This window comes from Listeria marthii (genome assembly GCF_014227425.1).
GTDB lineage: Bacteria > Bacillota > Bacilli > Lactobacillales > Listeriaceae > Listeria > Listeria marthii.
Window position 1 is genome coordinate 171,922 of the sequence record NZ_JAASWB010000005.1, and the last position, 26,845, is coordinate 198,766.

Annotated in this window: 23 protein-coding genes and 1 pseudogene; 17 read left to right on the top strand and 7 right to left on the bottom strand. The window is 38.4% G+C overall.

Annotated elements, in window-relative coordinates:
- Positions 1-238 precede the first annotated feature (238 nt).
- Positions 239-1,639 carry a polysaccharide deacetylase family protein gene (locus HCJ55_RS10965; protein WP_185518177.1) on the top strand — a complete coding sequence of 467 codons (1,401 nt, stop codon included), beginning with the start codon at positions 239-241 and terminating at the stop codon, positions 1,637-1,639.
- A gap of 113 nt (positions 1,640-1,752) precedes the next feature.
- Here the strand turns inward: HCJ55_RS10965 and HCJ55_RS10970 are convergent, their stop codons facing one another.
- The gene (locus tag HCJ55_RS10970; protein ID WP_008946832.1) at positions 1,753-2,052 is read right to left on the bottom strand and encodes a hypothetical protein; all 300 of its coding nucleotides are present in this window, start codon (positions 2,050-2,052) and stop codon (positions 1,753-1,755) included.
- 103 nt (positions 2,053-2,155) lie between these two features.
- Between HCJ55_RS10970 and HCJ55_RS10975 the strand changes: the two genes are divergently transcribed.
- The gene (locus tag HCJ55_RS10975) at positions 2,156-2,968 is read left to right on the top strand and encodes a Cof-type HAD-IIB family hydrolase (protein ID WP_185518179.1); all 813 of its coding nucleotides are present in this window, start codon (positions 2,156-2,158) and stop codon (positions 2,966-2,968) included.
- Positions 2,969-3,019: 51 nt separating this feature from the next.
- Here the strand turns inward: HCJ55_RS10975 and HCJ55_RS10980 are convergent, their stop codons facing one another.
- The 4 genes from HCJ55_RS10980 to HCJ55_RS10995 form a co-directional block, all read right to left on the bottom strand.
- Positions 3,020-4,270: an FtsW/RodA/SpoVE family cell cycle protein gene (locus HCJ55_RS10980; protein WP_185518181.1), complete on the bottom strand. Its 1,251-nt coding sequence runs from the start codon at positions 4,268-4,270 to the stop codon at positions 3,020-3,022.
- Positions 4,267-4,698: a PadR family transcriptional regulator gene (locus HCJ55_RS10985; protein WP_185518183.1), complete on the bottom strand. Its 432-nt coding sequence runs from the start codon at positions 4,696-4,698 to the stop codon at positions 4,267-4,269. Before HCJ55_RS10985 ends, HCJ55_RS10980 begins: the two co-directional genes overlap by 4 nt.
- 2 nt (positions 4,699-4,700) lie before the next feature.
- Entirely contained in the window at positions 4,701-5,249 is a 549-nt protein-coding gene (locus HCJ55_RS10990) for a sigma-70 family RNA polymerase sigma factor (protein ID WP_185518185.1), read from the bottom strand.
- Positions 5,250-5,440: 191 nt separating this feature from the next.
- Positions 5,441-6,298 (bottom strand): GRP family sugar transporter, encoded by an 858-nt coding sequence (locus HCJ55_RS10995; RefSeq protein ID WP_185518187.1) that lies wholly within the window; start codon positions 6,296-6,298, stop codon positions 5,441-5,443.
- Positions 6,299-6,458: 160 nt separating this feature from the next.
- Here HCJ55_RS10995 and HCJ55_RS11000 point away from each other — a divergent pair, with 160 nt between their 5' ends.
- From HCJ55_RS11000 to HCJ55_RS11025, 6 genes are all read left to right on the top strand, one after another.
- Positions 6,459-8,420, top strand: a complete 1,962-nt coding sequence (locus HCJ55_RS11000; protein ID WP_185504498.1) for a BglG family transcription antiterminator — start codon at positions 6,459-6,461, stop codon at positions 8,418-8,420.
- Positions 8,420-8,884: a PTS sugar transporter subunit IIA gene (locus HCJ55_RS11005; RefSeq protein WP_185518189.1), complete on the top strand. Its 465-nt coding sequence runs from the start codon at positions 8,420-8,422 to the stop codon at positions 8,882-8,884. Before HCJ55_RS11000 ends, HCJ55_RS11005 begins: the two co-directional genes overlap by 1 nt.
- Positions 8,881-9,201, top strand: coding sequence for a PTS fructose transporter subunit IIB (locus HCJ55_RS11010; RefSeq protein ID WP_003722977.1), 321 nt, complete (start codon positions 8,881-8,883; stop codon positions 9,199-9,201). Before HCJ55_RS11005 ends, HCJ55_RS11010 begins: the two co-directional genes overlap by 4 nt.
- Positions 9,202-9,213: 12 nt before the next feature.
- Complete coding sequence (locus tag HCJ55_RS11015; protein ID WP_033920569.1) at positions 9,214-10,320, top strand: PTS fructose transporter subunit IIC; 1,107 nt, start codon at positions 9,214-9,216, stop codon at positions 10,318-10,320.
- Positions 10,321-10,335: 15 nt separating this feature from the next.
- Entirely contained in the window at positions 10,336-12,918 is a 2,583-nt protein-coding gene (locus HCJ55_RS11020; RefSeq protein ID WP_185518191.1) for an alpha-mannosidase, read from the top strand.
- Between the two features lie 136 nt (positions 12,919-13,054).
- A complete protein-coding gene (locus HCJ55_RS11025) occupies positions 13,055-13,570 on the top strand; it encodes a hypothetical protein (protein ID WP_185518194.1) in 516 nt (171 codons plus the stop codon).
- Between the two features lie 153 nt (positions 13,571-13,723).
- Here HCJ55_RS11025 and HCJ55_RS11030 read toward each other — a convergent pair whose 3' ends face one another.
- Together HCJ55_RS11030 and HCJ55_RS11035 are read right to left on the bottom strand one after the other, a co-directional pair.
- Positions 13,724-13,828: a type I toxin-antitoxin system Fst family toxin gene (locus HCJ55_RS11030; RefSeq protein ID WP_109909189.1), complete on the bottom strand. Its 105-nt coding sequence runs from the start codon at positions 13,826-13,828 to the stop codon at positions 13,724-13,726.
- A 169-nt stretch (positions 13,829-13,997) separates the two neighbouring features.
- Entirely contained in the window at positions 13,998-14,873 is an 876-nt protein-coding gene (locus HCJ55_RS11035; RefSeq protein ID WP_185518196.1) for a LysR family transcriptional regulator, read from the bottom strand.
- Positions 14,874-14,990: 117 nt separating this feature from the next.
- Between HCJ55_RS11035 and HCJ55_RS11040 the strand changes: the two genes are divergently transcribed.
- From HCJ55_RS11040 to HCJ55_RS11070, 9 genes and pseudogenes are all read left to right on the top strand, one after another.
- On the top strand, positions 14,991-15,560 hold the full coding sequence (locus tag HCJ55_RS11040; RefSeq protein ID WP_185518277.1) for a DapH/DapD/GlmU-related protein: 570 nt from the start codon (positions 14,991-14,993) through the stop codon (positions 15,558-15,560).
- 13 nt (positions 15,561-15,573) lie between these two features.
- Positions 15,574-16,320, top strand: coding sequence for an SDR family oxidoreductase (locus tag HCJ55_RS11045; RefSeq protein ID WP_185518198.1), 747 nt, complete (start codon positions 15,574-15,576; stop codon positions 16,318-16,320).
- Positions 16,321-16,643: 323 nt separating this feature from the next.
- The gene (locus HCJ55_RS14055) at positions 16,644-16,967 is read left to right on the top strand and encodes a hypothetical protein (protein WP_446500396.1); all 324 of its coding nucleotides are present in this window, start codon (positions 16,644-16,646) and stop codon (positions 16,965-16,967) included.
- A 30-nt stretch (positions 16,968-16,997) separates the two neighbouring features.
- Entirely contained in the window at positions 16,998-17,864 is an 867-nt protein-coding gene (locus HCJ55_RS14060) for a DNRLRE domain-containing protein (protein WP_446500397.1), read from the top strand.
- On the top strand, positions 17,804-23,215 hold the full coding sequence (locus HCJ55_RS11050) for a DUF6531 domain-containing protein (RefSeq protein WP_446500398.1): 5,412 nt from the start codon (positions 17,804-17,806) through the stop codon (positions 23,213-23,215). Before HCJ55_RS14060 ends, HCJ55_RS11050 begins: the two co-directional genes overlap by 61 nt.
- A gap of 25 nt (positions 23,216-23,240) precedes the next feature.
- A complete protein-coding gene (locus tag HCJ55_RS11055; protein ID WP_185518200.1) occupies positions 23,241-23,945 on the top strand; it encodes a HEAT repeat domain-containing protein in 705 nt (234 codons plus the stop codon).
- 118 nt (positions 23,946-24,063) lie between these two features.
- A pseudogene (locus tag HCJ55_RS11060) lies at positions 24,064-25,017 on the top strand (RHS repeat domain-containing protein); the annotation flags it as partial.
- 539 nt (positions 25,018-25,556) lie between these two features.
- Positions 25,557-25,979: a hypothetical protein gene (locus HCJ55_RS11065; RefSeq protein WP_185518286.1), complete on the top strand. Its 423-nt coding sequence runs from the start codon at positions 25,557-25,559 to the stop codon at positions 25,977-25,979.
- 338 nt (positions 25,980-26,317) lie between these two features.
- Positions 26,318-26,617, top strand: a complete 300-nt coding sequence (locus HCJ55_RS11070) for a hypothetical protein (RefSeq protein WP_228470473.1) — start codon at positions 26,318-26,320, stop codon at positions 26,615-26,617.
- The last annotated feature ends 228 nt before the right edge of the window (positions 26,618-26,845 follow it).

The window sequence follows — 26,845 nt, forward strand, 5'->3', positions numbered from 1 at the left end:
GGTAGAATTGATAGTGAAATGCTTCACAATATGCTAGTTTTCAGGGGTAATCCTGTAACTATACACTGGACACGGAAAAAAGCTCCCACTTTATCCGTGTCTTTTTCGTGACTTTTTTTACATTATTTTTGGTTCTTTTTTCCTATTTTGGTACAAAAGCTAGAAAGTTGTTTTTTTTCATGTATAATTGTTTTATACGAAAAACTGGGGAAGGTTTTTCAAAGGTGAGGTGCATAATGTGAAAATTAGGTGGATTAGAATTTCACTAGTTACGATTCTCATTATTGCCGTGGTTTTTGTTGGTGTAATAGGTTTCCAAAAATACCAATTTTCAAAGTCGCGCAACAAAGTAATAATGCAGATGGACAGACTAATGAAGGACCAAGATGGAGGAAATTTCCGCCGCTTGGATAAGAAAGAAAATGGAGTAGAAATTATTTCCTACATTCCTAAGACAACTGAGAAGAAAGACAACGAAATTATCCAAAAAGAAATTGAAAAGGCCACAGATGCAGAAGTTAAGAAGTTAAAGAGAGATAACGAAAAGCAAGGGATTATTTTTTACACTTATCAAAAGCAGAAAATGGCCGAACAAGCAGTATCTTACAAAGCAGTTCAATCTGAGTATGTAAAAGAAGGTAAAACTAAATTTGTACTCAAAGAGAAAAAAGATATTTGCAAAAACATTGTAACCGACGCAGAAACAGGCGCTTTATTAACACTTGGGGAAGTATTAATAAAGAACGATGAAACAAAACTAAACGTAAAATCTGCTGTTGAGCAAGAACTTATTAAAACAGGGGATTATTCTTTAAAAGATGTTGGGAATCTTGGGAATATCAAGAGTTTAGTGAAGTGGGATCAAACTGATTTTGAAATCACTGATTCTGAACTAATTTTACCAATTGAAGTTCCAGGGGCTTCAGAACCGAAGAAAGTAAATGTACAACTTGCGGATATTGCTAATTCTGTGAATAAACGCTATTTACCAAGTAGTGTTAAAGTTCCAGAAGTACCAAAAGCAAAAACCAACAAGCGAATTGCACTTACTTTTGATGATGGTCCAAGTGCGGCAGTAACGCCACAAGTACTGGACACATTGAAACGCTATGATGTCAAAGCAACATTCTTTGTACTAGGTTCAAGCGTAGTACAAAATCCAGGTTTAGTAAAACGTGAATTAGCAGAAGGGCACCAAGTTGGAAGCCACTCATGGGATCATCCACAATTAACTAAACTATCAACACAAGAAGTATATAATCAAATTTTACAAACACAAAAAGTAGTATTTGATCAAACTGGATATTTTCCAACGACAATGCGCCCTCCATACGGTGCAGTCAACAAAGAGGTTGCTGAAGCGATTGGTCTTCCGATAATTCAGTGGTCTGTTGATACAGAAGATTGGAAAAACAAAAATGCTGGTGTAGTAACGCAAAGAGTCCTTGCAGGTGCAACGGATGGCGCGATTGTACTAATGCATGATATCCATAAGACAACTGCTGCGAGCCTTGACGCTACATTGCAACAACTGAAGAGTCAAGGATACGAGTTTGTTACAATTGACGAACTTTATGGCGAGAAATTGCAAATTGGGAAGCAATATTTCGACAAAACAGAGTCAAGAATGGTGAAATAAAAATCGGTAGCTAAAGTGAGAAAATCATTTTAGCTACTTTTTTTGTTTTTAGCGAAGCCTGATTTTGGGCAAAATAAAAAACATCCAACTTTTCGTTGCATGTTACCTAGCATTTACCAAATTTTGGTGACAATGCCATAAATACTATTACGTGTAATCCAACCATTCACGTGTTTATGATTATTAGAAATTTGATATTGTTTACCGCGAATTTTACTAATCTTATGTGTAAAAAAACTGCCGCGAACTTTGCAAAATACGATATCGTTCACTTTTAATTCTCTCGTGCCAATCGGTTCTAAACGAACAGGTTGCATCGATCTGATTAAAGGTAACATCGAATTTCCGCCTTCTTTATAACGTTCAATGGTTTCGCCACGTCTGAGTATCTCTACTGCATCCAGGCTTCTCATAGTTATGCTCCTTTCTTGTTGTTAATGCAAGAATACCAAAATAGTAAAGTTAGGTCAAGTTTTTGTTATAATAGAAGCAATTAGTTGAACGGGGGCTAGAGTGATGATAAAAGCAATTGCTGTAGATATGGACGGAACTTTTTTAGATGAAAATGGTGACTATGACCGCGGGCGATTTGAGCGGATTTATGCGGAATTAGTGCAACGTGGGATTCGATTTATTGTTGCGAGTGGCAATCAGTATTATCAGCTTAAATCTTTTTTTCCTGGGAAAGATGAAGAACTTTTTTATGTCGCTGAAAATGGGGCGGTTATTTTTCATCGAGGGGAATTGCGTAGTATGAATCGTTTTGAGGAGGCGCTTGTTCAAAAGATTTTGCGGACGTTTATTCAGGAATATCAGGACTTGCAAGTGATTCTTTGTGGCGTGAAAAGTGCTTATTTGTTAAAGGCGGCTAATCCGGATTTTAAAACATTTGCGAAAAAATATTATTTTGAGTTGCAAGAGGTGGATTCGTTCGATGTGCTACCGGATGATACGTTTATCAAATTTGCGCTTGATGTCGAAGTGGCTAAGACGGGGCAAATTGTGGAAGATTTGAACCAAACGTTTGCTGGCGAAATTCGTGCTGTTTCGAGTGGGCATGGGAGTATTGATATTATTATTCCGGGTGTGACGAAAGGGAGCGCGATTCAGCAACTTTTGAATGAATGGCAAGTGGCGCCGGATGATTTGTTAGCTTTTGGTGATGCGAATAATGATATCGAAATGTTGCAATTAACGCTGAATAGTTACGCAATGCAAAAAAGTAGCCCAGAGGTTCTTGCTGCCGCGAAACATGTTGCCGCCTCAAACAAAGAAGCTGGCGTGTTACAAGTTATAGAAGAGTATATGAAAAAAAGCCAAAGATCTTAATCCGGTCTTTGGCTTTTTCGAAAGTGGTAAATATGTCAGTTGTACACTAAGTTAATTTACCAGTGTAGATTCTACAATATCCTTTCTTCGATAAACGTTCAGAATAAGGCCGAGTAGTGCAGCGTAAACTAGTAACATGCTTCCCCCGTAACTGATAAACGGCAGGGGTACTACCATCATTGGGACTATTCCAAGCCCCATAAGAATGTTCCAACAAGCTGGAACGGTAACTAATACAGCCCCTCCAAGTGTTAATAATCTGCCGAATAAATCCTTTGTTTTAAAAGCGTTTAGTGAAATTCGCAATATAAATACAACCAGTAGCAGGCAGAGGGAAATTCCAAATACCCAGCCTAGAGAATAGACGAGAAATGGGAAGACAAAATCTGTATGTGCTTCAGGGAGTGCTAGATTGTTGTGAAGTCCTTTGCCGAACCAACCAGCCTGCGAAAGGATAGCTTTCACAGATATGAGATTATCCGAGAGATAACTACTAGAGAATTTAAGAATCATCGTACTAATGAAAATGATAACTACAAGCAAATTTCCGAGGGCTACTTTAATGGCAAATCGATTATGACGATAATAAAAAATATACATCACTAATACACATAAGAAGTACATAATACCAAATACAAATCGGTTAATCATGATGTAAGAAATAACTGGGGCCCAAAATAGGATTAATAGCATTACTTGTTTTTTCCATCCTTTAAACACGTTAACTTTGGAAAAAATACCAGCCCATGCGATGAAGAATAAAAATAAAGATATAGCTGGACTATCAATTGCAATACCCCAGAGAGACATCCATCTTCCTCCTCCAGTAAGCGAAACGCCAACTAAAAAAGGTGTGAAAAATAGGATTAAGGCAGCCGCGTAAAAATACATCCACAAATCTTTCAGTTTCCTATAATCAAAGAAAAGAAATCCTATCAGAGCAAGAATGGCAATCACAAGCCAGACTATCTGTTTTTTCATAAATGAAGAACTAGGTATCGATACACCACCAATCAGTGGAAGAAAACTAATGCCTGCAAGTAGGACAAATAACGCAATCAGGAGCCAATCCATTCTTGGTTTATGAAGCTGATTCATGTTTCTGCCAACTGTAGAGGGATCTCCCATTTCCTGCATCGCCTTTTTATCCGCATCCTTTATTGATAATCCTCTCTTTTGGAAGGCATGGCTTAGCTCTTCCAGATGATTACTAAGCTCTTTTTTTATCATACTGTGAGCTTGCTTGGATTTCACTTTAGAGATTACTTTACTTAAATATGTATCGAATTTAGATGTACTCATAAAGAAACCTCCTCAATTAAATGTTTCAGTGATACTTGTTGCTTAGAACCTTGATGTTCATAAGAAGCTACATATTTTTTCCCTTTCGAAGTTAGGGAGTAGTATTTCCGATCTTTCATCCATTTGGAAGTAATGATTTTCTTGTTTTCAAGTAGATGTAAAAGGATATAAAGCTGACCTTCATTGTTTTTAAAGCTAAGTTCATTTTTTTGAAATAGCTGGGTGGAAATTTCGTACCCATGCTTTGCTTCATCTTGTAGTGAATCTAATATGTTTTTAAGGGTTTCTACTTTCCAATTGTGAAGTTCTAAATGAGATTGCTTTTTCTGGATGGCTGCTTTCACTGCATTTTTTCTCTCCTCGGAAAAAGAAAAACCATCAAAATCTTTTTTTATAGAATCCTTTAAGTTATGGAATGGATCGCTCATGATTAAACCTCCTTTTTCATCTTATTCTTTAATAATTCTCTGGCTTGTTTTAATCTAGTTTTTAATGTATTGCTATTTACACCAGTAATTTTGCTGATATTCGCTAAAGAAAGCTCTTCGTAGTAATGTAAGAAAACAACTTCTCTGTACTTTACTGGTAAATCCATAACAGCACTCATTAAGCTGTTTGCTACATCTTTTGAGATAATTTCCTCTTCAACGTGTTTTGACTTGGAGGGGAGATAATCCAAAATTTTATCGCTGAAATTTAGTTTGCGATAATGCCAACTACCCAAGTAATCTTTACAATGATTAATAGCAATTCGATATAGCCACGTTTTTATTGATGACTTATTATTAAACTGACCTAGTTTTTCATAGCATTTAATAAATATCTCTTGCGTTAAATCCTCCGCTGTCGTTCGATTCTTTACATAGGAAAAAACTAGATGCAGTACATCATCGCTGTAGTTATCCATTAACTGGTCGATAATTTGTTCCGTATTTTCTATGCTATTAATATTAATTCCTATTTCCTCAAGTTCAGTCATTTAAGTTTCACCCTCTTCTACAATATTAGACGAAGCAAGTATCATTTTGGTTTGGAAAAGTTTTATTTATATCATATAATCTATCTCAAAATAGAGATAGTCATCTTATAAAGTATTAACTATCTGTTAAAAATACGCAATAAAAAAAAGACTGTAACCAAAATGATTTCTCACTTTGTTTACAGTCTTTTTTATTTCAATAAGCTAAGGAATACGACGCCCACCATAATTAGCAGTATGCCGGAAAGGATAAAGGTCCATTCCAGCAGGCTTTTTTTCTGTTTGAAAATGAGGATTCCTCCGATTGTTGCGACGATTACGCAAGCTTGCGAAATCGAGAAGCTCGTTGCGACACCAAGAACGGCGGTCGCTAAGAACATGCCTAGATTGGCAATCGACCACGACAACCCGGTCATTAAGTTAAACGTGACATTTTTCCGGGAAATTGCTTGTTTTTTCGCTAAGTTAATACCAATGGCGCATGTTAGCATCCCGATTGCTTGTGGTAAAATGATAGAAAAGCCAGTAACGTCAAAAAGCTGGTTTGTTACTACGTAAAGCGTTAAAAAGAAGGAAGATAGAATAACGATACCGTAGACATGAAATGAAACCGACTCCGTGATATGATTCCCGCGTTTTTGAAACCCGGTCATTACCACCCCAATCAAGATTAAAATTACTGCAACAACTCCAATGATAACAGCCGTAACCGTTTGCCATTCCCGGAATACGAGAACTGCGAAAAGCGTTGCGCCAACTAGCTGTGTTCCGTTTGAAATTGGCATTGCCTTCGCGACACTGGAAGCCGCAATTCCTTTAAACTGTAGTAATTGCCCAAAACTCCAAAAGATACCTGAAACAAAACTCACAATAAAAGAAAGAACCGTTATTTCTGGTGATAAAATCCAGAATAAAATGAGAGCAAATAATAGCGCACTAATCGATGTCCCCAGTAGTTGTTCCTCGGGGGTGCTTTTTCGTAAGTTCGCAATTATTGGCATAAATCCCCACCCAAGAACAGGGAGTAACGCAATAAGATAAATAGACATAAATAAGCTTCCTTTCTAGGTTAGTGGTGCTATTTAAATCTACCATTCTCCAAAATGAACAGCAATATCCCAAAATTACGGTATTCAATGCGGTAATTTTCGTAGTTTTCTGGGGATGAGTCTTTGTAATAGAATAAGCGTAGGGAAAGGAAAATTAAAAATGAAAGCGGTAACGAAAATGATTGCAAATCGCGAAAAAAATATCATTCAGTTTCTAATGAAGACAGGTCAAACACGTGTTGGAACTATCGCGAATCATCTCGGACTTTCAGAAAAAACTGTCTCAAATTCACTAAAGGAAATCGATGTTTTTCTAAAGGACTTTGATATGACGGTTGTCCGAAAACCAAAAATTGGTGTGTATATTGAAGGTGATAACAAGGCTTTTGCCGAAGTTAGTCGATTCCTAGATAACCAAGTCAGCCAAATCCCATCAACGAAAGAAGAGCGGGTTATCTACATTTTCAGTAAATTGCTTAAAGCAGATGATTATATCACGATTCATCAACTTGCAGACGAACTTTACATTAGTCGGGGCACGATTGAGAAAAATATGGTTGAAGTGACGAAAATGCTGGAAAAAGAAGGCATCACTTTGTATAAGAAACCTAGTAAAGGTATGAAGTTGCTGATTAGTGAACGAGAAAAACGTGCCTTAACATCGAAATTCATTACTAATTTTTGGGGTAACAACTGGTATTTAAAGCAAGAAGGCGAAAAAGTGCTCCAAGCATTCGATACGATTCAGGCCGATGTCACTGGGATTTTTCCGGAAGAAGGCTTGAAAGAAATCATTGCGATTGTTCAAGAATTCAGCGAGCGTCATGATTTTACTTTTACAGATTATGCGTTTCAATCGATTGTGATTCACCTTGCGATTGCGGTAGAGCGAATTCGCGAAGGTGAGTACGTGGAAAACGTTGAGAGCGATCCGATGAAAGATGTGTTTGAATCACAGCGCAACAACACGGAAATTCTTGTTGGCATGTTAGAAGAACGTCTGGATATCAAAATTCCAGCATTCGAAGTTGGCTATATTCAGCTTCATTTAACGGCTGCTTATAATCAACAACATGATGAACTGCTCGTTAATACTCCGCCGCAAGAGGACGATGTCGCTGATTTTGTCAGTCGGTGTTTAGCAGAAGGAAATTACGATAAGGGCTTGCTGGAAGACTTGACAACGCATATGAAATCCGCAATTAACCGTTTAAAACTTGGTATGCATTTTAAAAATCCGTACCTCAGCAAAATTAAGCAAAACTTTCCCCAAGCGTTTGAAGAAGCGCTTTACTTTAAAGCAAAATTTGAACAAAAGTACGATGTGCAAGTGAACGAAGATGAGACGGCGTATATTGCGCTACATTTTGAAGCATACAAAGAAAGAAGTCGCTCTTTCCCCGACCAAATTCGAGTGGTTCTTGTATGCAGTACAGGGCTCGGTTCATCGAGATTGCTCGCAGCTAGAATTAAAAAATATTTTCCAATGATTACGATTGAAAAAATACTGTCCGTTCAGGCGTTAATGGAAACCGAAGTCGATGTGGATTTAGTCATTAGCACGATTTACCTTGAACTAGAGGATATTCCAAGCATTGTTGTAAGCCCGATGATGAGTAAGGCGGATTTGCAACAAGTCGAAAGCCAAATCGAACGAACAAGACGCAAGAAAAAGAAACGCAGCCAACCATTTGTTGATTTAATTAAGCCAAAAACCATTTTTGCGAAGTTGGATGTTGCGACGATGGAAGAAGCAATTGCGGAAATCGGCGGCAAATTGGTGGAGCAGGGCATTGCTAAGCCGGGCATCGTGGAAAGTGCGCTGAAAAGAGAAGCGCTATCGTTCACTTCTTTTGAAGAAATGGCGACACCACACGCGGATCCAGCGCTAATCAATGAATCGCGCATTGTCATCGCGACACTGAAACACCCAGTGAAATGGGGATTGGTCGATGTTGATAAAATCTTTTTTATCGCTTTGACAGAACAAAATGGTATTAATTTAGACGCGATGTACGAACAATTTTACAAATATATTGATAATAAAAAATGGCTAGAAAAGCTGACGCAACTAAAAAGTGCCGCAGAAATTTATGAGCATTTGTTAAAGGATGGGATGTAATGGAAGTAAAAGATATTTTAACCAAAGAATTAGTCGTTTTTGATTTAGAAGCGACAACCAAAGAAGCAACAATTGAAGAAATGGCAGAAATGTTGAATGAAAAAGGTGTTTTAGCGGATAAAGCGACTTATGTTCAAGCCGTTTTGGAACGAGAAGCGCATTCAACGACTGGAATAGGTAATAACATTGCCATCCCACACGGAAAAAGTGAAAGTGTCACGAAATCGGCCATCGTTTTTGCAAGAACGAAAGCCATGATTGAATGGGAATCGCTTGATGACGAACCGGTAAACATGATTTTCTTGCTGGCAATTACGGATTCCGACAAAACAGACGGTCATTTAAAAATCCTTGCTGAAATTGCAACGAAACTAATGGACGATGATATTGTTGAGAATTTAAAGAACACAAGAGATCAAGAAGAAGTTATTCGAATTTTAAATGGAGGCGTAGTAGAGATATGAAACGTAAAATTATCGCAGTAACCGCATGTGCGACAGGAGTGGCACACACATATATGGCAGCGCAAGCCCTTAAAAAAGGTGCGAAAAAAATGGGAAACCTCATTAAAGTAGAAACACAAGGCGCAACAGGAATTGAAAATGAATTAACCGAAAAAGACGTAAATATTGGCGAAGTAGTTATTTTCGCAGTAGATACAAAAGTACGTAACAAAGAACGTTTTGACGGTAAAGTCGTGCTGGAAGTTCCAGTAAGCGCACCGATTAAAGATGCAGAAAAAGTAATCAACGCAGCTCTTGCGTTAATTGACGAAAAATAAGGAGGATCTACCATGTTCAGAAAAATTGGGAGTGAACTGAAAAAACACGTTTTAACAGGTATTTCATATATGATTCCGCTCGTTATCGCGGGTGCCGTAATTATGGCGATTGCGCGGGTTGGCGGTTCGTTTTTCGGGATTACAGATATTTGGGACGCGAAATACGCAGATAGTGCGAATAGCTTAATTTCGTTATTGCATAGTTTAGATGGTTTTGGTGGCTTGGCGCTTGGAATGATGTTCCCGGTAATTGCAGCATTTATTGGTTATTCCATTTCGGATAAATTAGCACTGGCACCAGGTCTTGTTGGTGGTTTGTTAGCTCGTGATATCGGCGCTGGTTTCCTTGGGGCACTTGCAGCTGGTTTAATCGCTGGTTACACATGTCTATTGATTAAAAAATACGTGAAACTGCCAAAAGCGGCGGCTTCAATTGTACCAGTATTTTTAGTACCAGTTTTTGGCACACTTATTACCGTTCTTATTATTAATTATGTGGTTGGTATTCCTTTTGCAGATTTAAATACAGCCCTTGAAAATTGGCTAAATGGTATGTCTGGATCGAACCAAATTCTAATGGCGGCAATTATTGGCGCGATGGTTGGTTTTGACTTAGGCGGACCGGTAAATAAAGCAGCTGTAACAACGGCGATGGCACTTTTGACAAGTGGGATTTATGCACCGAATACAGCGGCGCAAGTAGCGATTATTATTCCACCACTTGGTCTTGGTTTAGCAACATTAATCGCAAAACGTAAATACAATACAGAAATGCGTGAAGCAGGGAAATCCTCGCTTATAATGGGACTTGTTGGGATCAGTGAAGGGGCAATTCCTTTCGCCGTAGAATCTCCGCTTAAAGTTATTCCAGCTACAGTTCTTGGTTCTGCTGTCGGCGGCGCGCTTGCGGTAGGTCTTGGCGCAATTAACCAAGCGCCAATCAGTGGTTTTTATGGCTGGTTCACTGTAGAAAATTGGCCAGTTTATATTTTAGCGATTGCAGTTGGAACGCTAATCGTTGCGGGTATGTCAGTCGCTTTACGTAAAACAAGTGCTGGTGAAGAAATGGCTGGCTCTAGCTACGATGACGAAATTGACGAAGCGGAATGGGAAGCTTAAAAAACGGAGGTAATTATGGTTAAAGCACATATTGTGAACCATACGCATTGGGACCGAGAGTGGTATTTCACCTCGGCCGATGCACTGGTTCTAAGTGAACAACTTTTTACAGAAGTGATTGACGAACTAAAAAAGCACCCAGAAGCAAACTTTGTACTTGATGGCCAATTATCGATTTTAGACGATTATGTCGCTCTGTATCCAGAAAAATTAGCAGATATTAAACAGCTGATTGCGGATGAACAACTTTTCATTGGTCCGTGGTTTACGCAAACAGATGCCTTTTTCGCGCACGGTGAGTCGATTTTGCGCAATGCGATGATTGGGATTTTTGATAGTAAAAAATACGGCGACTATATGAAAATTGGCTATTTGCCAGATACGTTTGGTTTTAATGCACAAATACCGACTTTGCTTGAGCACGCTGGATTTGATAATGTGATTTTCTGGCGCGGAATTCATTTAGGCGAGCATGTCGAATCTCCGTATTTTAAATGGCAAGGACTTGGCGAGGATACTTCTATTTATGCGATTAATATGCCACAAGGTTACGGCACGGGGATGCTACTTGAGCCAACATCGGCATACGTGGATGGACGCCTTGATCCGGCGATTGATTTTATTGAAAAATATAGCAAAACGACCGAAGTATTAATTCCATCTGGGAATGATCAGCTGAATATTATTAGCAATTTTGCGGAAAAACTGGCAGAAATCAACAAGATGGGGCGCCATGATTATCAACTTAGCACCTATCAAGATTTTATTCAGTACGTTAGAGAATTGCCAGATTTAGAAGAATATCGCGGCGAATTTAGAAGTCCGGTGTTGGCACGAGTGCATAAAACCATTGGCTCGAGCCGCATGAATATTAAGCTAAAAAGCGCGTCACTCGAGCAAAAACTGCTAACCCGCATTGAGCCGCTGCTTGTTATTGCTAAGGCATCCGGTATTTCCATCAGCGAGCGTTTACTAATGCACACGTGGAAAAAATTGCTTGAAGGCCAAGCGCATGATAGCTTGGCGGGCTGCGTTTCTGATCCTGTTGCTGAAGATATTTTGCACCGGATGAAGGAAGCTGACGAGTTGTGTGATAGTATCGAAAACACGATTGTGAAGAAAATTGCCGATGATTTGATGCTTGAGGCGAATGAAATATTAGTTTTTAATACCGATTTACATGATTTTGATGGATTTAAAGAAATTCAAGTAGTTTCTGAACATAAAAATATCCATTTCCCAGCATTTCCGGATGCGACGATTGTCCAAGAAGAATTCATCCCATCACGTGAAAATGTGCTAGAAGAAACGCCAGCCGGGAACCGATTTATTGAAGAACCTGGTTATTATGTGCTTCAAGTGCGTGTCAAAGTGGAGTTGCCGGGGCTTGGTTACCGCGTGATTGCTTTTGAAGAGAATGATCGCGAACTGGATTCGATGGTTGCTTCCAACGATGTGGCAATTGCGAATGAATTTTACAGAATCACTTTTGAAAATGGCGAAATCGCGCTTGAAAAAGCAAATGGGGAGCGCACAACTTCCTTTATTACGCTGGAAGATGATGTGAATGCGGGAGATACGTATGATTATTCACCGTTAGCCGGAGATATCGCGGAATTATTCACTTTTTCCGAAGCAAAAACGGAGAAATCGAGTGAAGTGGAACGTTTAATTTTAACCGGAAAGAACGATTTTCCGCTAGACCGTTTGACGAAAGAGGGACACGGCGAGTTACAAATTGAGCTGATTTTAGAACTGAAAAAAGGTAGTGAACTGCTAGATGTTAAAATCGAAGTGGACAACCAAATCAAAAACCACCGATTACGCTTGAAAGTAAACACAGGTGTGAAAACAGATTATAACATCGCTTCGCTTCCATTTGGATATATCGAGAGAAAACCAGTTGTACCAGCGAATTGGCAAGAAATATACAGCGAAATGCCAATTGATATCGAGCCGTTAGAACAAAGCGTGACACTAACAAATGAAGCAGAAAGCTGCACCATTTTCACACGCGGCGTCAAAGAATATCAACAGTTGGATCAACATTTAGCACTAACGCTACTCGCAACAACCGGCCAACTTGGGAAACCTGATTTAGCTTACCGCCCAGGCCGAGCATCAGGCGACACAACGAAAAAAGGCCACGTGCTCATCGAAACAGAAGGTGCGCAGTTACTTGGCAAACATGAATTTTCATTAGCCATTTACCTCGGCGACCAAGCTTTCGACGAACATAAAACAGCTGAACGAACAAAAGCGTTCAACCAAGCAAACGTGTCCTACCAGCGTCAACCGTTCAACCACTTTTTACACCGTTTAGACAATAAAATCCAGAAAACAGAACGAAGATTAGGCGCGAAGCAAACGTTAGGTATGTTGAATTTGCCGAAAGAATACTTAGTTTCAGCGTGCCACCCGTCCTACTACTCAGCAGATAAATACATTATCCGCCTGGAAAACCCAACTAACACACCACAAAAGTTGGCACTCTCGGATATGTCATTTGAGTATGTGAATGCTATCGAAGAAGTTGTCGCAAATGACAACAACACGATTCCAGCATATGGCGCTGTTACGTTGCGATTAGATATATAGAAAGAAAACTTGCTCAAAGTATTTATTTTGAGCAAGTTTTTATTTATGTTGGATTGCAATGAGTTATTAAACATGTTATCTTTGGATTGAAAACGCTTTAACTGGCAGAATCATTTTCAAAAAAGGAGATAGAGAAATGAATCGACAACAATTAGAGAAATTGAATCGGGATTGTATCTATGAAGTGTATGCAGATAGGGAAGAAACTAATGAATTTTATATGGGATACATAAAAGCAATTTTTAAAAAGTACATTATAATAGAAAATTATCATAGAAGTGGTCAGTTTGATGGTTTTGCTATTATCGCCAATGAAAACATTTTTAAAATTCAAAAAGGCACCAAATATCTGGAGCCCTATAAAAATGTGAAACCAGCTCAAATGCAAATGCCGGAATTAAGTAGCAAAGGAGATACCCTATATAATTTTCTTCAGTGGGCGAAAGAAAATAAGAAAATAGTGGAGCTCACAACAGTTTGGGATGAACTAATTATTGGGGAGATTGACGTGCTTGATGATGAATTAGTATCTATGAACGTTCTTTTGTCTGATGATTTTTCACCTGATGGGAAATGTTTTATTGAATTTGAATCGATTCTAGATGTTTGTGTGGATACGTTGAAATTGCGATTTATGGAAGAACGTTGTTAAAAGCTTTTATTTTTCCATGTGAGTGTCTCCGTGAGTTGTATTTTTCCTAATAAGTGTTATAATAAAGTTGGAAAATGAATCATTTAATGCACAAAAACCCCCGAGTCCGGCTAAAGACCTCGGGGGTTTTCTTGTGGTTAGAACGGTTGCCGTCTACTTATGTTTTTTATCACTACGATGTTCTAACCAATATTTGTAGGTAGCTAAAGTAATTCCTACAAAAATCGGAGCGATAAGACTGGAAAAAAATAGAATCATTTAATGCACCTCCCTTCAAAAGAACAATGTTCCTATTGTTCGTCTGAAGGTAGACGACTTAATTATTATAGCGCGCTCACATAATTTAAAGAGATGTTTTAAAGAATAAAAATAAATCCATAAAAAGCAGCAATGAAACTAATTTTAGTTTTATTGCTGCTTTTTTTACTTATTTTGTCATTTCTTTTTCTATCAACCGCAAAAATTCCTTCGCTGCGCTCGAAAAAGTGGGATTCTTTTTCCAAACAATGCTTATTCCAGCAGTTAGGGGCGGCGAAAAAGGAATGAATTTCAAATTTGTATTGTCCGTGTTTATAATGCCATCGATACAAAGAATACTGGCAATATTTTCTTTAGCCAAAAGCGAGGCGTTATAAAGCAAATTATAGCTACCAATAACATTCAATTGTTCGAAATGTTCTCCTAACCAACTTGCTAGTTGATTATCCACAAAAGATTGATTCGAAACCATTATTGGATTTTCTTGAATATCACCCGGAGTTATAACTTCTTTTTGTGCTAAAGGATGGGCTATATTTACTAAAATGCCCCAGCTATCTTCTAAAGAAAGTTGCAAATATTCGTATGCTTGCATTTCAACAGGATTAATGACCAACCCAAAATCCAGCAGCCCATGCTCAATTTTTTCTAAAACATCGTCGGCATTACCACTATGTAGTTGAAACGTAATCTCAGGATGTATTTTTCTTAGCTGATGAATGACACTACCAATAAACTCAAAACCTCTCGTTTCCCCAGCGCCAATCGTTATTTCCCCACTAATTGTTTCATTTTGTAGCAAGTTCGAAGTTGTTAATTCGACTAAAGATAAAATCTCCTTTGCGCGATTTGCCAAGTAAACCCCATCTTCTGTTAACGTAATAGACCGATTTCCACGAATAAATAAAGTTACCCCTAACTCTTCCTCAAGTTCCTTCAATTGTTTAGAAAGCGTTGGTTGAGAAAGATGAAGCACTTCCGCAGCTCGACTAATCGTTTTTTCACGAGCAACAGTTAAAAAATAATTCAACACACGAAGCTCCATTAAAACCACCCTTTCCTATAACTAAAATGAATAGTTGGATATGCTTTATAAGTATTATTCAATTATAACTTCTCCCGCTATAATTAAATAGTAAAAGGTTTTCAAGGGGGAGAGCGCATAATGATACAAGATTTACAGAAAAGAATAGTCGGTAAAGAAATTCTCCAAGGGTCGGATTTGTTAGATGAAATTCACGAAGTAAAGCAAAACAATGAACAACTTATCATCGAACTAAACACCAAGTACCACTCAAAAAAAGAAGTGACCAAATACCTCAGTGACATCACTGGAAAACCAGTCGATCCGTCAGTCGATGTCTCACTTCCTTTTTATAGCGACTTCGGAAAACATATTACTTTTGGGAAAAATATCTTTATCAATTTGAATGTAACTTTCGTAGATTTGGGCGGGATTACGATTGATGATAATGTTTTAATTGGCCCGGGAGCAAGACTTGTGACCGTCAACCATTTAGTCAGCCCTAAAAAAAGACGTGGACTACGGGTAGCCCCAATTTATGTGAAGAAAAACGCCTGGATTGGCGCAAATGCGACGATATTATCAGGGGTAACAATTGGTGAAAATGCCATCGTTGCTGCGGATGCTACCGTCACAAGAGATGTCCCAGCAAACGTTGTCGTCGCCGGAAGCCCCGCCAAACAAATTCGTAAAATTATTGAGGAATAAGGAGAGATAACCAATGACAATCAAAAATAAAGTAATTATTATAACCGGAGCATCATCCGGAATTGGTGAAGCAACAGCCATACTTTTAGCTGAAAAAGGGGCGAAAGTAGTTCTTGCTGCTCGTCGCGTTGAAAAGCTGGAAAAAATTGTTCAAACCATTAAAGCGAGTTCAGGTGAAGCAATTTTTGCCAAAACGGATGTAACAAAACGTGAAGATAATAAGAAATTAGTAGAATTAGCGATTGAAACATACGGAAAAGTGGATGCAATCTTTTTAAATGCGGGAATAATGCCGAATTCACCATTATCGGCTTTAAAAGAAGACGAATGGGAGCAAATGATTGATATCAATATTAAAGGCGTGCTAAATGGAATTGCGGCTGTGCTGCCTTCTTTCATCGCTCAAAAATCCGGACACATCATCGCAACTTCTTCTGTAGCAGGATTAAAAGCATATCCCGGCGGCGCAGTATATGGCGCTACTAAATGGGCAGTCCGTGACCTAATGGAAGTATTACGAATGGAGTCAGCCCAAGAAGGAACCAACATCCGCACCGCGACCATTTATCCAGCAGCCATCAATACAGAATTACTAGAAACGATTACAGATAAAGAAACCGAGCAAGGAATGACCAATTTATATAAACAATATGGCATCACACCTGATCGTATCGCGAGCATTGTTGCTTATGCCATTGACCAACCCGAAGACGTAAACGTAAATGAATTCACAGTAGGTCCAACTAGTCAACCTTGGTAAGTGGAAAAAACCTTGAACGGAAGAATTATCGGTTCAAGGTTTTTTTGCGGAATTGACCATAATTATTCTGATAAAGAGTTAATTTTAATCAAACGAATTAACAATTCAAACAAAAAGTAAAAATTTTACATTCTGCATAACCCAAAACTAAAAAAACATGCTATAATGATTTTGTTAAATTTAGAAAAGGACCAGTTTTACTCGTTTAAAACTGGTCCTTTTTTAGGAAGAGGGGGATAGTAAGGTTGTTAGTAGGGAGATAGAAAATAGAGAAATTGGTAAGGCAGCGAAAGATATTACATTGAAAAGGGAGAGCTTGATACATGAAAATACATGCAAAAGCAAAGAAAGTATTAGTGACCTTGATAGCCATTATGTTATTCCTTTCACTAATACCTGGTTATGCACCAACGGCGGAGGAGACGTCGACTGGGGTAGCAGCACCAGAAAAGGAAGCGGGAGAAAAAGCACCAACAGAAGTTAAAGAAGAACGAACAGAAAATGAAGTGGTTTTTGATAATCACGACGGGAGTTTTACGAAGCAAATCTTTGCGGATCCTATCAATATGGAAGTTGACGGGGATATGAAACGCATTGATGCAAATGTGGAGAAAGAAGCAGATTCTGACATGATTGTTCCAAAATAAACACCATTAGAACTAGGTTTCTTAGAAAAAATGGAAGACGGGGCATATCAGAAACTAACAAAAGCTGGAGCAGAAGTTACTTTTCGCTTAAAAGGAGCACGTACAGGCGAGGATGAACAAGCAGTTACAGACCAACCAGCGACCTACAAAGAAAATGAAGTTACTTACGCAGATGTATTTCCTAAAACGGATTTACGTCATTTAACTTTTCCACAATCAGTAAAAGAAGACTTAGTACTACATGAACCAAATCAAGTAGATACGTATGTTTATCAAATTGAAACAAAACTAGATCTAGAGCTAGCAGAGAATGGCGATGTGCTATTCAAAAATAAATCGGACGAAACAATGTATACGCTTCCGAAACCAGTTATGACAGATTCCAATGTCGGCGCTGAAACTGGCGAAGCAGCGTTATCCGAAAACGCTTCTTTTGAAGTAAAACAACTGACAAAAACAGTATATGAACTACAATTAAAAGTAGACACAGCATGGTTAAATGATGCTGCGCGTGAATATCCTGTTTATATTGATCCATCTGTTCGGTTAGATGAAGTTTATAATGCCAACATTAATTCAGCTAAACCAACAGAAACCAATATCGGGAGCAAGCTTTGGGATTCTGGCCAAAATGCTTACACGTTAAAACTCGGTAAATGGGACAATTCAACAGGAAATAATGCCGCCTTTTTAAAAATGGATACGTCCACTTTAAACAAAGCGACTGTTTCTAAAGCAACGTTAAAAGTCTATAACATTTGGCACATGTCCCCAACGGTTAAAAATGATCTTTGGTATTACGAAGCCAATGCAAAATGGTCCCCGTGGCAAGTAACATGGAACACAGTACCTCCTGTAACTATGTCAATGTTGGTCGTGGCGAATGGGCTAATTTAGACGTAACTAAAACAGTCCAAGCATGGGCGAGTGGAACGCGAGAGAACAACGGTTTTCGCTTAGGTACGAACATCGATCAAAATTATTGGAAAAAAGTCGTAGCAAGTGAAAATAATAAAAACTATCCTTATTTAGAAGTAAATTATACGTATCCACAACCGGAAAAGCCTACTGTAAAAACGAACTCGAATGGAGTAGGTACTGGAACAGGCTTCATGGATGTATCTTGGAAGGCCGTTCCAGGAGCGACAAGTTATAATATCGTTATTTCTGATGGATATAAATACGAATATATAAATACAAAAAGTGCAGCAACGACCTGGAGCACTAAAGGAAAGAAAATTTTCCCAACAGATGACGAAATTGCTAATGGTGAATTTGAATTCCATCATGATGGCAAAGGAACTGAATTCGCCCTGGATCCGCGAGCACAATATGAAAATGCGTTTCAAGCTGGAAGCACTTTTGGACTGCGCAATTTAACGCGTTATCTATTTAGAGTGCAAGCCGTTTTCCCGGGTGGAGAAAGTCCGTTATCCGATTTAGTATTTGCCTACATGCCAATCGAAAAACCACAACCACCTGCTGCGAAAGCTTATTCTAACTTAGCGCATAAAGAAACAGGTTATGTGGAACTTAACTGGGAAAAGAGCCCAATGGCGGATGGCTATAAAGTCCTTGTATTCAATGGAAAAGCTTACGAAGAATACGATGTCGGCGCAGAAACAAAATGGACAACACAAAATAAAGGAATTTGGCCAACTAAAGAAGAGATTGCAGATGGTAAATTTGCCCTTCATCATGACGGAAAAGGCGCCGAACTAGCAAAAGATCCTTCACCAGTTTATACCAATTCTGGCGGGAATTATAAAGAACGCAAAAATTACTGGTTCCGAGTTATTGCATATCAAAAAGCAGGAAATAACGCCACAAGTATCCAATCCGAACCAGCAACGCCAACTATTCCAGAAGTAGTAAATAAACAACTAGGAATGGTAGATTACTGGACAAGTGTTCCAGTACGCGGCGGGCAAGTGAACGCTACAAACGGAAACTTTTTATTCCATGAAACAGATTTCAATTTAGAAGGCCGTGGTCCAAGCATCAATGTCGACCGTACTTTTAACAGCCAAGATGACGCAACAGGAATTTTCGGTAAAGGCTGGACAAGTACCCTCGAAGAAAGACTTATCGAAGAAGAAAACGGCAATATCTTATGGGTGGAATCGGATAAAAAAGTCCATCGTTTCACTAAAAAAGGCGACAAATACGAGGCACCACCGGGCATTTATTCAGAAATCACTAAAAACGCAGACGGCTATTTGAAAATAGAAGAAGATAAGTCAGAAACACGCTTTTTAGCTGACGGACGATTAAAATCCGAAAAAGATACAAAAGGTAACGAATTAACATACGCGTATACCGATGGAAAACTAACAAGCATGCGCGACGCTTCCGGACGTACCGTAACTTTAGCGTATGAAGGCGAGCTAGTAAAAGAACTTGTTGGACCAGAAGACCGGAAAATCAGTTACACCTATAATGATAAACAAGAGTTAATCAGTTCATCAACTGCCCGCGGAAAAATTTATCGCTACGGCTACACAGATGGCTTATTAACAGCAGTTTATGATCCAAAACACACAGAAGAAAAACCATACGCAACAACCTTTGTCTATGAAGAGGAAAAACTAACAGAAATAACCGATCCAGTCGGCAAAAAAACCACCCTTTCCTACGATAAAGAAGAACAAAAAACTACTTTAACAAACGAGAAAAAGAAGAAAACCGTTTATTCATACAACGATGCTGGAAATCCCAAGAAAGAAATCGTGGATGCAGAAGGTCTCAAATTAACAACGACCTACACGTATGAATCAAACAATCTAGTAAAAGAAGTAAATCCTAAGGGACAAGAAGAAACGTACTCTTACGATGCAGATGGCAATGTCACGCAAATGACAGATGCATACGGAACAGAATCATACACTTACAATGATAACAACGATGTAACGAGCGCAACCGACACAGAAGGACGCAAAACAACCGTTGCTTATGACGGAGCAGATGCTGTATCAGAAACACTTGCGACAGAATCCCAAGTATCCTCTGTAACGCAGTATGACGCTTTTGGTAACCCAGTCCGAGGTAGCGGTGAACTTTCCTCAGGCGGCAATTTACTTCAAAACAGCGGCTTTGAAAAAGGTGCAGGAGTTTCCAACTGGACGCTAATCCAATCTGATGCAAAAGGTAGCATGACATTCGATAGTACACAGTCAGCTCCAGGAGCACTCGGCGGTAGCGGCTCTGTTAAACTAACTAGTGAAGCAAACTCTACTGTAAAAGGTTATTCATCCGTTACCCAACGCGTCGATGTAGAACCAGAAACAACGTATACATTTAGCGCATGGATTAAAACATCTGGAATGACAAATGCCGATGCACTTCTCATTGGCCGTTTACAAGATGCGAATGCAAAAGATATTACCGATGCTGGCGTATGGCAATCCAACCGTGCGACATCCATCAAAAAGAACGGCGACTGGGTAAAACGCCAATTAACCTTTAAAACATCCAAAAACACGCGCCAAGTATTGCTTTATTTGGATAATGAACAACCAGCTCCACATAAAGGAAAAGCAACCATTTGGTACGACAATGTTCAATTTGAAAAAGGTAGTGTTGCTTCCAGTTACAATCCAGTAGTCAATAACAGTTTTGAAAATCACAATGGAACACTTCCGACTGGTTGGATGCGAACAGGTAATACCGCGCTAACACAAGCAAAAGTAGTAGATAATGAAAGCCACAGTGGTGATAGCGCCGTTTACTTCGAGCGAAAAGCGACAAGTGAAGCCTACACGCATATTGTCCAAGATGTACCTGTAAATCAAAAAGAAGCAAAAGCATTAACGATTTCAGCGCTTTCCAAATCAGAAGACGCCAAATCAAACGGTTCTGTTGCAACGATGTCGAACGATTATTCGGTATGGGGAACAATATATTATCAAGATGGCACAACATCTTCCGTACAAGGCCAATTCCCACTAGGAACGAACGACTGGAACCGAAGTGCTGTAGTTGTTAAACCAACCAAACCAATCAAAATGATTAAAGTCTATACAATGTTCCGCAACGGTTTAACAGGGAAAGCTTGGTTTGACGATGTACGTGTCATAGAAGGCGAAGTATTAACAAAAAATGAATACGACGCTTCCGGCAACTATGTAACAGCCAGCTATGACGAAGAAGGCCGCAAAATCAGCTTTACTTACGACATTTACGGTAACAAAACATCCGAAACAGACGAAAAAGGCAACAAAAAAACATTAACCTATGATGCCGATAACGCGCTTATAGACACAAAACTAGCAAACGGTACATCCGTAGCCTATAAGTACGACGACAATGGCAACACCACCGAAAAAAATGTCACTGCATCCGGCAAAACGCAAAAAAATATCTATGAATATGACGTAGATAACAAAATCACTGCATTTACCGACGCACTCAATCGCACAATCAAGTACGAATACGATGCAGCCGGCAATGAAACAAAAGCAATCATGCCAAATGGTCGCGTAACCGAAAGCACGTACGATTCCGCTGACCGTATGGACGGGATCAAATGGAATGATAAACTAGCATTTAAATTCCAATACGATCCAAACGGCAACCAAACAAAAGTGACCGACGAAATTAACAGCATTGTCACAGAAAAAACCTACGACGATGCCAACCGAATCACCAAAGTAGCCGAACGAGGTGGCAACGTAAGCTACACTTACAAAGACAAACCAACAAAAGACAACAAAGGAAAAACAGACAAAGTCGGCGAAGTAGCCATTAACCACGGCGACTACACAGCAAAAACAACATACACTTACAACGACTTAGACCGAAATACCCGTGTAAACGACGGAAGCCAAAACGCCTATTTCGAGTTTGACGAATTTGGAAACATCAACGTCTACACAGCAGGAAATGGATCCGTAGCTAACTACACATACGATAGCACGCAAAAAATCACCAACGCAGCTATTAGTAGCGCAAACGGCACCCAAATTTTAGACGAAAACTACACTTATGATGCAGCAAGCAATCGCACGAGCATCGATAACAAACAAACAGGAAAAACAACCTACGAATACGACGCAGTCAACCAACTGACCAAAGAAACACTACCAGACGGCACTGTCAAAGCGTACACGTATGATGGTTTTGGAAACCGTACACAAGTAGCAATCAGCGGAAGCGAGACAAAAACAATTGCCGCAAGTTATAATGATGGTAATCAACTGGTTTCATGGAACGGAGAAGCTCTGACGTATGATGCGAATGGTAACCGCACAAGCGATGGCAAGTTCACATATACATGGGATACTGGCGACCGTTTAAGCAGCATCACGAAAAAAGGTGAGAGCGAGCCATTTACGAGTTACACGTACGATGATGATAACCGCCGCTTGTCGAAAACAGTCGATGGCGTGACGACGAATTATCATTATGATGGCGATAGTATTGATGTTCTGTATGAGACTGATGGTGATGGAAAAGTAGTTCGTCAGTATGTTTATTCGGATGATAATGTTCGTTTAGCGATGAAGGTGAATGGTAAAACCCTCTATTATCACTATAATGCGCATGGTGACGTAATTGCACTGACGGATGAATCAGGTAAAATTGTTGCGGAATATGCTTATGATGCTTGGGGAAATGTGCTGAAAAACACTGCCTCTACAGAAGAAGCCAAAGCCAATCCTTATGGTTATGCAGGATACACGTATGACAAGGAAATCGAACAATATTACTTGATGGCGCGTTATTATGAACCAGAGCAAGGCGTGTTTACTGCATACGATCCAGACCCAGGCGATGAAGACGACCCGCAGACGATGAATGGGTATAATTATGCGAATAATAATCCGGTGAGATATGTGGATCCTGATGGGCATTTCGCTATAGTAGTCCCTGCTGTTTATTGGGGAGTTAGTGTTGCTATTGCAGCCGCGCCATTTGTTGGTTATGGGATTGGAAAAGCCGGTTCCTGGGCATACAAAAATATGCAAAGACAGGGGAAAGTATACAAAACTCTGTGGAAGTATCGTAAGCCGATTGCTAGAAAGGTGTATAAGAAGTCAAGAAAACTTTGGAAAAGAACAACTAGAATGTTTTCCAAAGGAGGAAAACAACGTGTTGGAGATACAGCTTATGAAGGTACATCAGTTGAAAGATTAAAAGAGTTATATAAAACGGCAAAGGGGAAAGAAAAGCTAAGAATAAAAAGACAATTAAAACATAAAGGAGAAGCAAATAAACGAAAGAGACAAGGTAATCGTAAAAGTAAATAATATAACGGATTTTTAGGAGGATAAAATGATTCATAATGATATGAATTATCAAGACTTGATTAGAAAAGTTCATAGTGTTTCTGATGTAGATGAATTGAGCAATATTTTAGAAGAATTGAAAGAATATCCAACAAATAGTCAACTAGAAAACTTATTTAAATCATATATGGATGATGAAAGTCCACTGATTCGTTGTATTGCTTTTGAAGGTTTAGCAAAGAGTGAGATTAAAGATAAAGAAATAGCTCAAAAGGCTATAGAACATTTAAATGATGAAGACATTGTTGTGATGAGTTGTATAGAATTGCTAGCGGAGTATGAGTATTTGGAAGCTGTTCCTTATATCAAGAATTTGCTTCGACACATAGATGCTGGAGTTCGCTGTACAGCAGCAGAAGCTTTTGGGGATATGAATTGTAAGGAACAATTAATGGATATTGTTCAAGCTAACAAAGTAGAAGTAGATGATTTAGCAAAAGTAGGGCAGAGATACGGAATTTATATGTTGTCTAATGAATCTGATAAAATTTCTGCTTTGAATCAACTTATTGAACTCCTGTACTCTAGCAATGTGACGGCTAATTATAGAGCTATGAACAATTTGATAGCCGTATTGAATGAAAGGAACCGTTCTTTAATATTTATGGCATTTCAAGAAAAGTTGAAAGAAAAGATTGCAAATGGTTTTAAAATGGACTTGGAAGATAACTTAAAAGAGTATTTTAGCTAAGAGACTTCGTATACTAAGTCGATTATATTTAGATGAAGAGAAATGAGGATTCTGAAAGAGAAAAGGATTTCGGTTAAAGGGATATGAAGGCTTCGAAATTACATTTATTAATGACTACCGTTTAAGCAGCATCACGAAAAAAGGTGAGAGCGAGCCGTTTACGAGTTATACGTACGATGATGATAACCGCCGCTTGTCGAAAACAGTCGATGGCGTGACGACGAATTATCATTATGATGGCGATAGTATTGATGTTCTGTATGAAACTGATAGTGATGGCAAAGTAGTTCGTCAGTATGTTTATTCGGATGATAATGTTCGTTTAGCGATGAAGGTGAATGGTAAAACCCTCTATTATCACTATAATGCGCATGGCGACGTAATTGCACTCACGGATGAAGCAGGTAAAATTGTTGCGGAATATGCGTATGATGCTTGGGGAAATGTGCTGAAAAACACTGCCTCTACAGAAGAAGCCAAAGCCAATCCTTATAGTTATGCAGGATACACGTATGACAAGGAAATCGAACAATATTACTTGATGGCGCGTTATTACGAACCAGAGCAAGGTGTGTTTACTGCATATGATCCGAATCCAGGCGATGAAGATGATCCTCAGATGATGAATGGATATAATTATGCGAATAATAATCCTGTTATGTATTTTGATCCTGATGGTGAGGTTGCTTGGTGGGCTGTGTCAGCAGGCGTAGGAGCTGCAACAGGTTTAGCGAAATATTTATGGAATAACAGAAAAAAAGGATACAGTTGGAAGGGGGCATTAGTTGCTACTGGTGTTGGCGCAGTGCAAGGAGTGTTCAAAGTAGGTTTCGGACGCGTTCTAGGATATAAAAGTATAGGGAACATCGGGAAAAAAATATGGAAAGCTAAAAGTGTAAAAAAAGGTACAAAACAAGTTGTGCATAACGTGAAGAGCTCAATCAAAAGCATGAAAAAAGATTGGAAGGGACATTTTAAAAATTCACTTTTTCCAAAATCCTATAAGAAAATTTCAAAAAAAGTTAATAAAGCCCAAAAAAAAATGGGAAAGAAAAAAAGGAGGAAATATTAATGTTGACCTTTTTGAAAACTATAATCTCTCTTGAATTTTTAATGATAACTACTTTATGCTTTATATTTGTAGATAAATATAAAGGAAAGAAGAATAAATTAATAAAATTTATGCCTTACCTATTTACTGTGGTAGGTGGTATAATCTTATCTACATTTGTTTTTTTTACAGTTTGAAGAAGAGGTCAGGAGGAAGAATATGTTATCTTTTTTATTAATTGTAATATCGATTTATACTATAATATTATTGATAGTTATTGCTGAGCTATACTTTAAACTATATTCTAGTAAAAGTCTAAAAAATATATATACTTTATGTGTATTATATTTTTTCTGCTTAACAATTTTTATAATTACCCTTATTAAAGATTTTTTATATACACCATAAAAATTTAAAAAGATTAAATATATTGATTACAAATTTAAGAGAAGAAACTAAAATGTTAGGAAGCAAATAAACTAGTAGCTATCTACTCTGCATCGCGCGAAGACGAATATTTCGAGGCGGGCTACATTGAAGCAGTTACAGCGAGTGATGTTATGTTTCGCTCACGACGTTCGGACGGTTACGAAGAGGGACATGTTGTTCTTCCGTTAGAATTAGTGTACCGAATAGAAATTGACACAGCACATTTAAAAACAGCTGAACTACTTGCAAAACATCTTAATCAACCAATCAGCTCAGGATTATTTGAGAAAGTACCAAACAAAAAGCACTCTCTTTTTGAAATTGCCGCTGATTATGTATACCAAAGCAAAGAGATAATCATTATTGACATCATAGGCGATGAAACGCCAGTGATTGGAATAATCGCTGAAAATGAATATGAAGGATTAGAAATCGCTTTAGTGGATGACGAAGGTCGATTAGATGGAACTTGTTGGATAAAAAAAGAAGATATTCTAGCCCTGCGTTTCGGCGGCAGTGTAGAACAAGATTTGATGAACAAACTAAAAAAATAAACTAAGAATAAGCCCTCCATTTTTACAGGGAGGGCTTATTATAAAAGTAAGAGATGTAAATAATACATATCAAAAGCATAAACTCTGCGGGAGCATATGATTAAATAGTAAAAGAAATACTTAACTTAAATTCAAAAAAATTAAAAATAAAGTGTATCCGCTATACAACTTACTTTTATCACGTTGATAGTATTGGCGTTCTCTAGGAAAAGAACTTGGCATGAATCTGTGACGCACCAAAATAAAGTTAACCAAGTTAGGATTATGAAAAAAGGGAAGAAGGTACATTATAAATTTAATAACGGAAAATATTCTCATAAATGGTAGGAGGATGTAATTTGGATAAGAGTAGTATTATGGATGTAATAAAAGTGAATCTCACTGAGGCACTTACCGATGTAATTACAAGTAAGGAACTGGTTGAAAGGTCGGAAAAAATACTATATGTTGATGAGAACCAGCAGTCAATAAACGATGATCTATCATTAGAAGAAAGAGAGTTACTAGAAGATATATCAGCACAATGGGATTTATATCTAGTTAATTCGTATGATATCGATACACTACAGAGTTTGGATTTTGAGAAAGTTAAGTTCCCTGAAGCATATTTAAAGGAGTGGTATAGGCAAACAATCTAGCTAATTTGAGCCGAATGGTAATACAGCAAAGGTTATATGAAGGATTAGAAATAACTTTGGTGGGTCGTTTAGACAGAACTTGCTGGATAAAAAAGAAGATATTCTAGCCATACGTTTTGGAGGCAGTGTAGAACAAAATTTGATGAACAAATTAAAAAAGTAAGAGATATAAATAATACATATCAAAAGAATAAACTTTGCGGAAGCATATGCAAGATAGTAAGAATA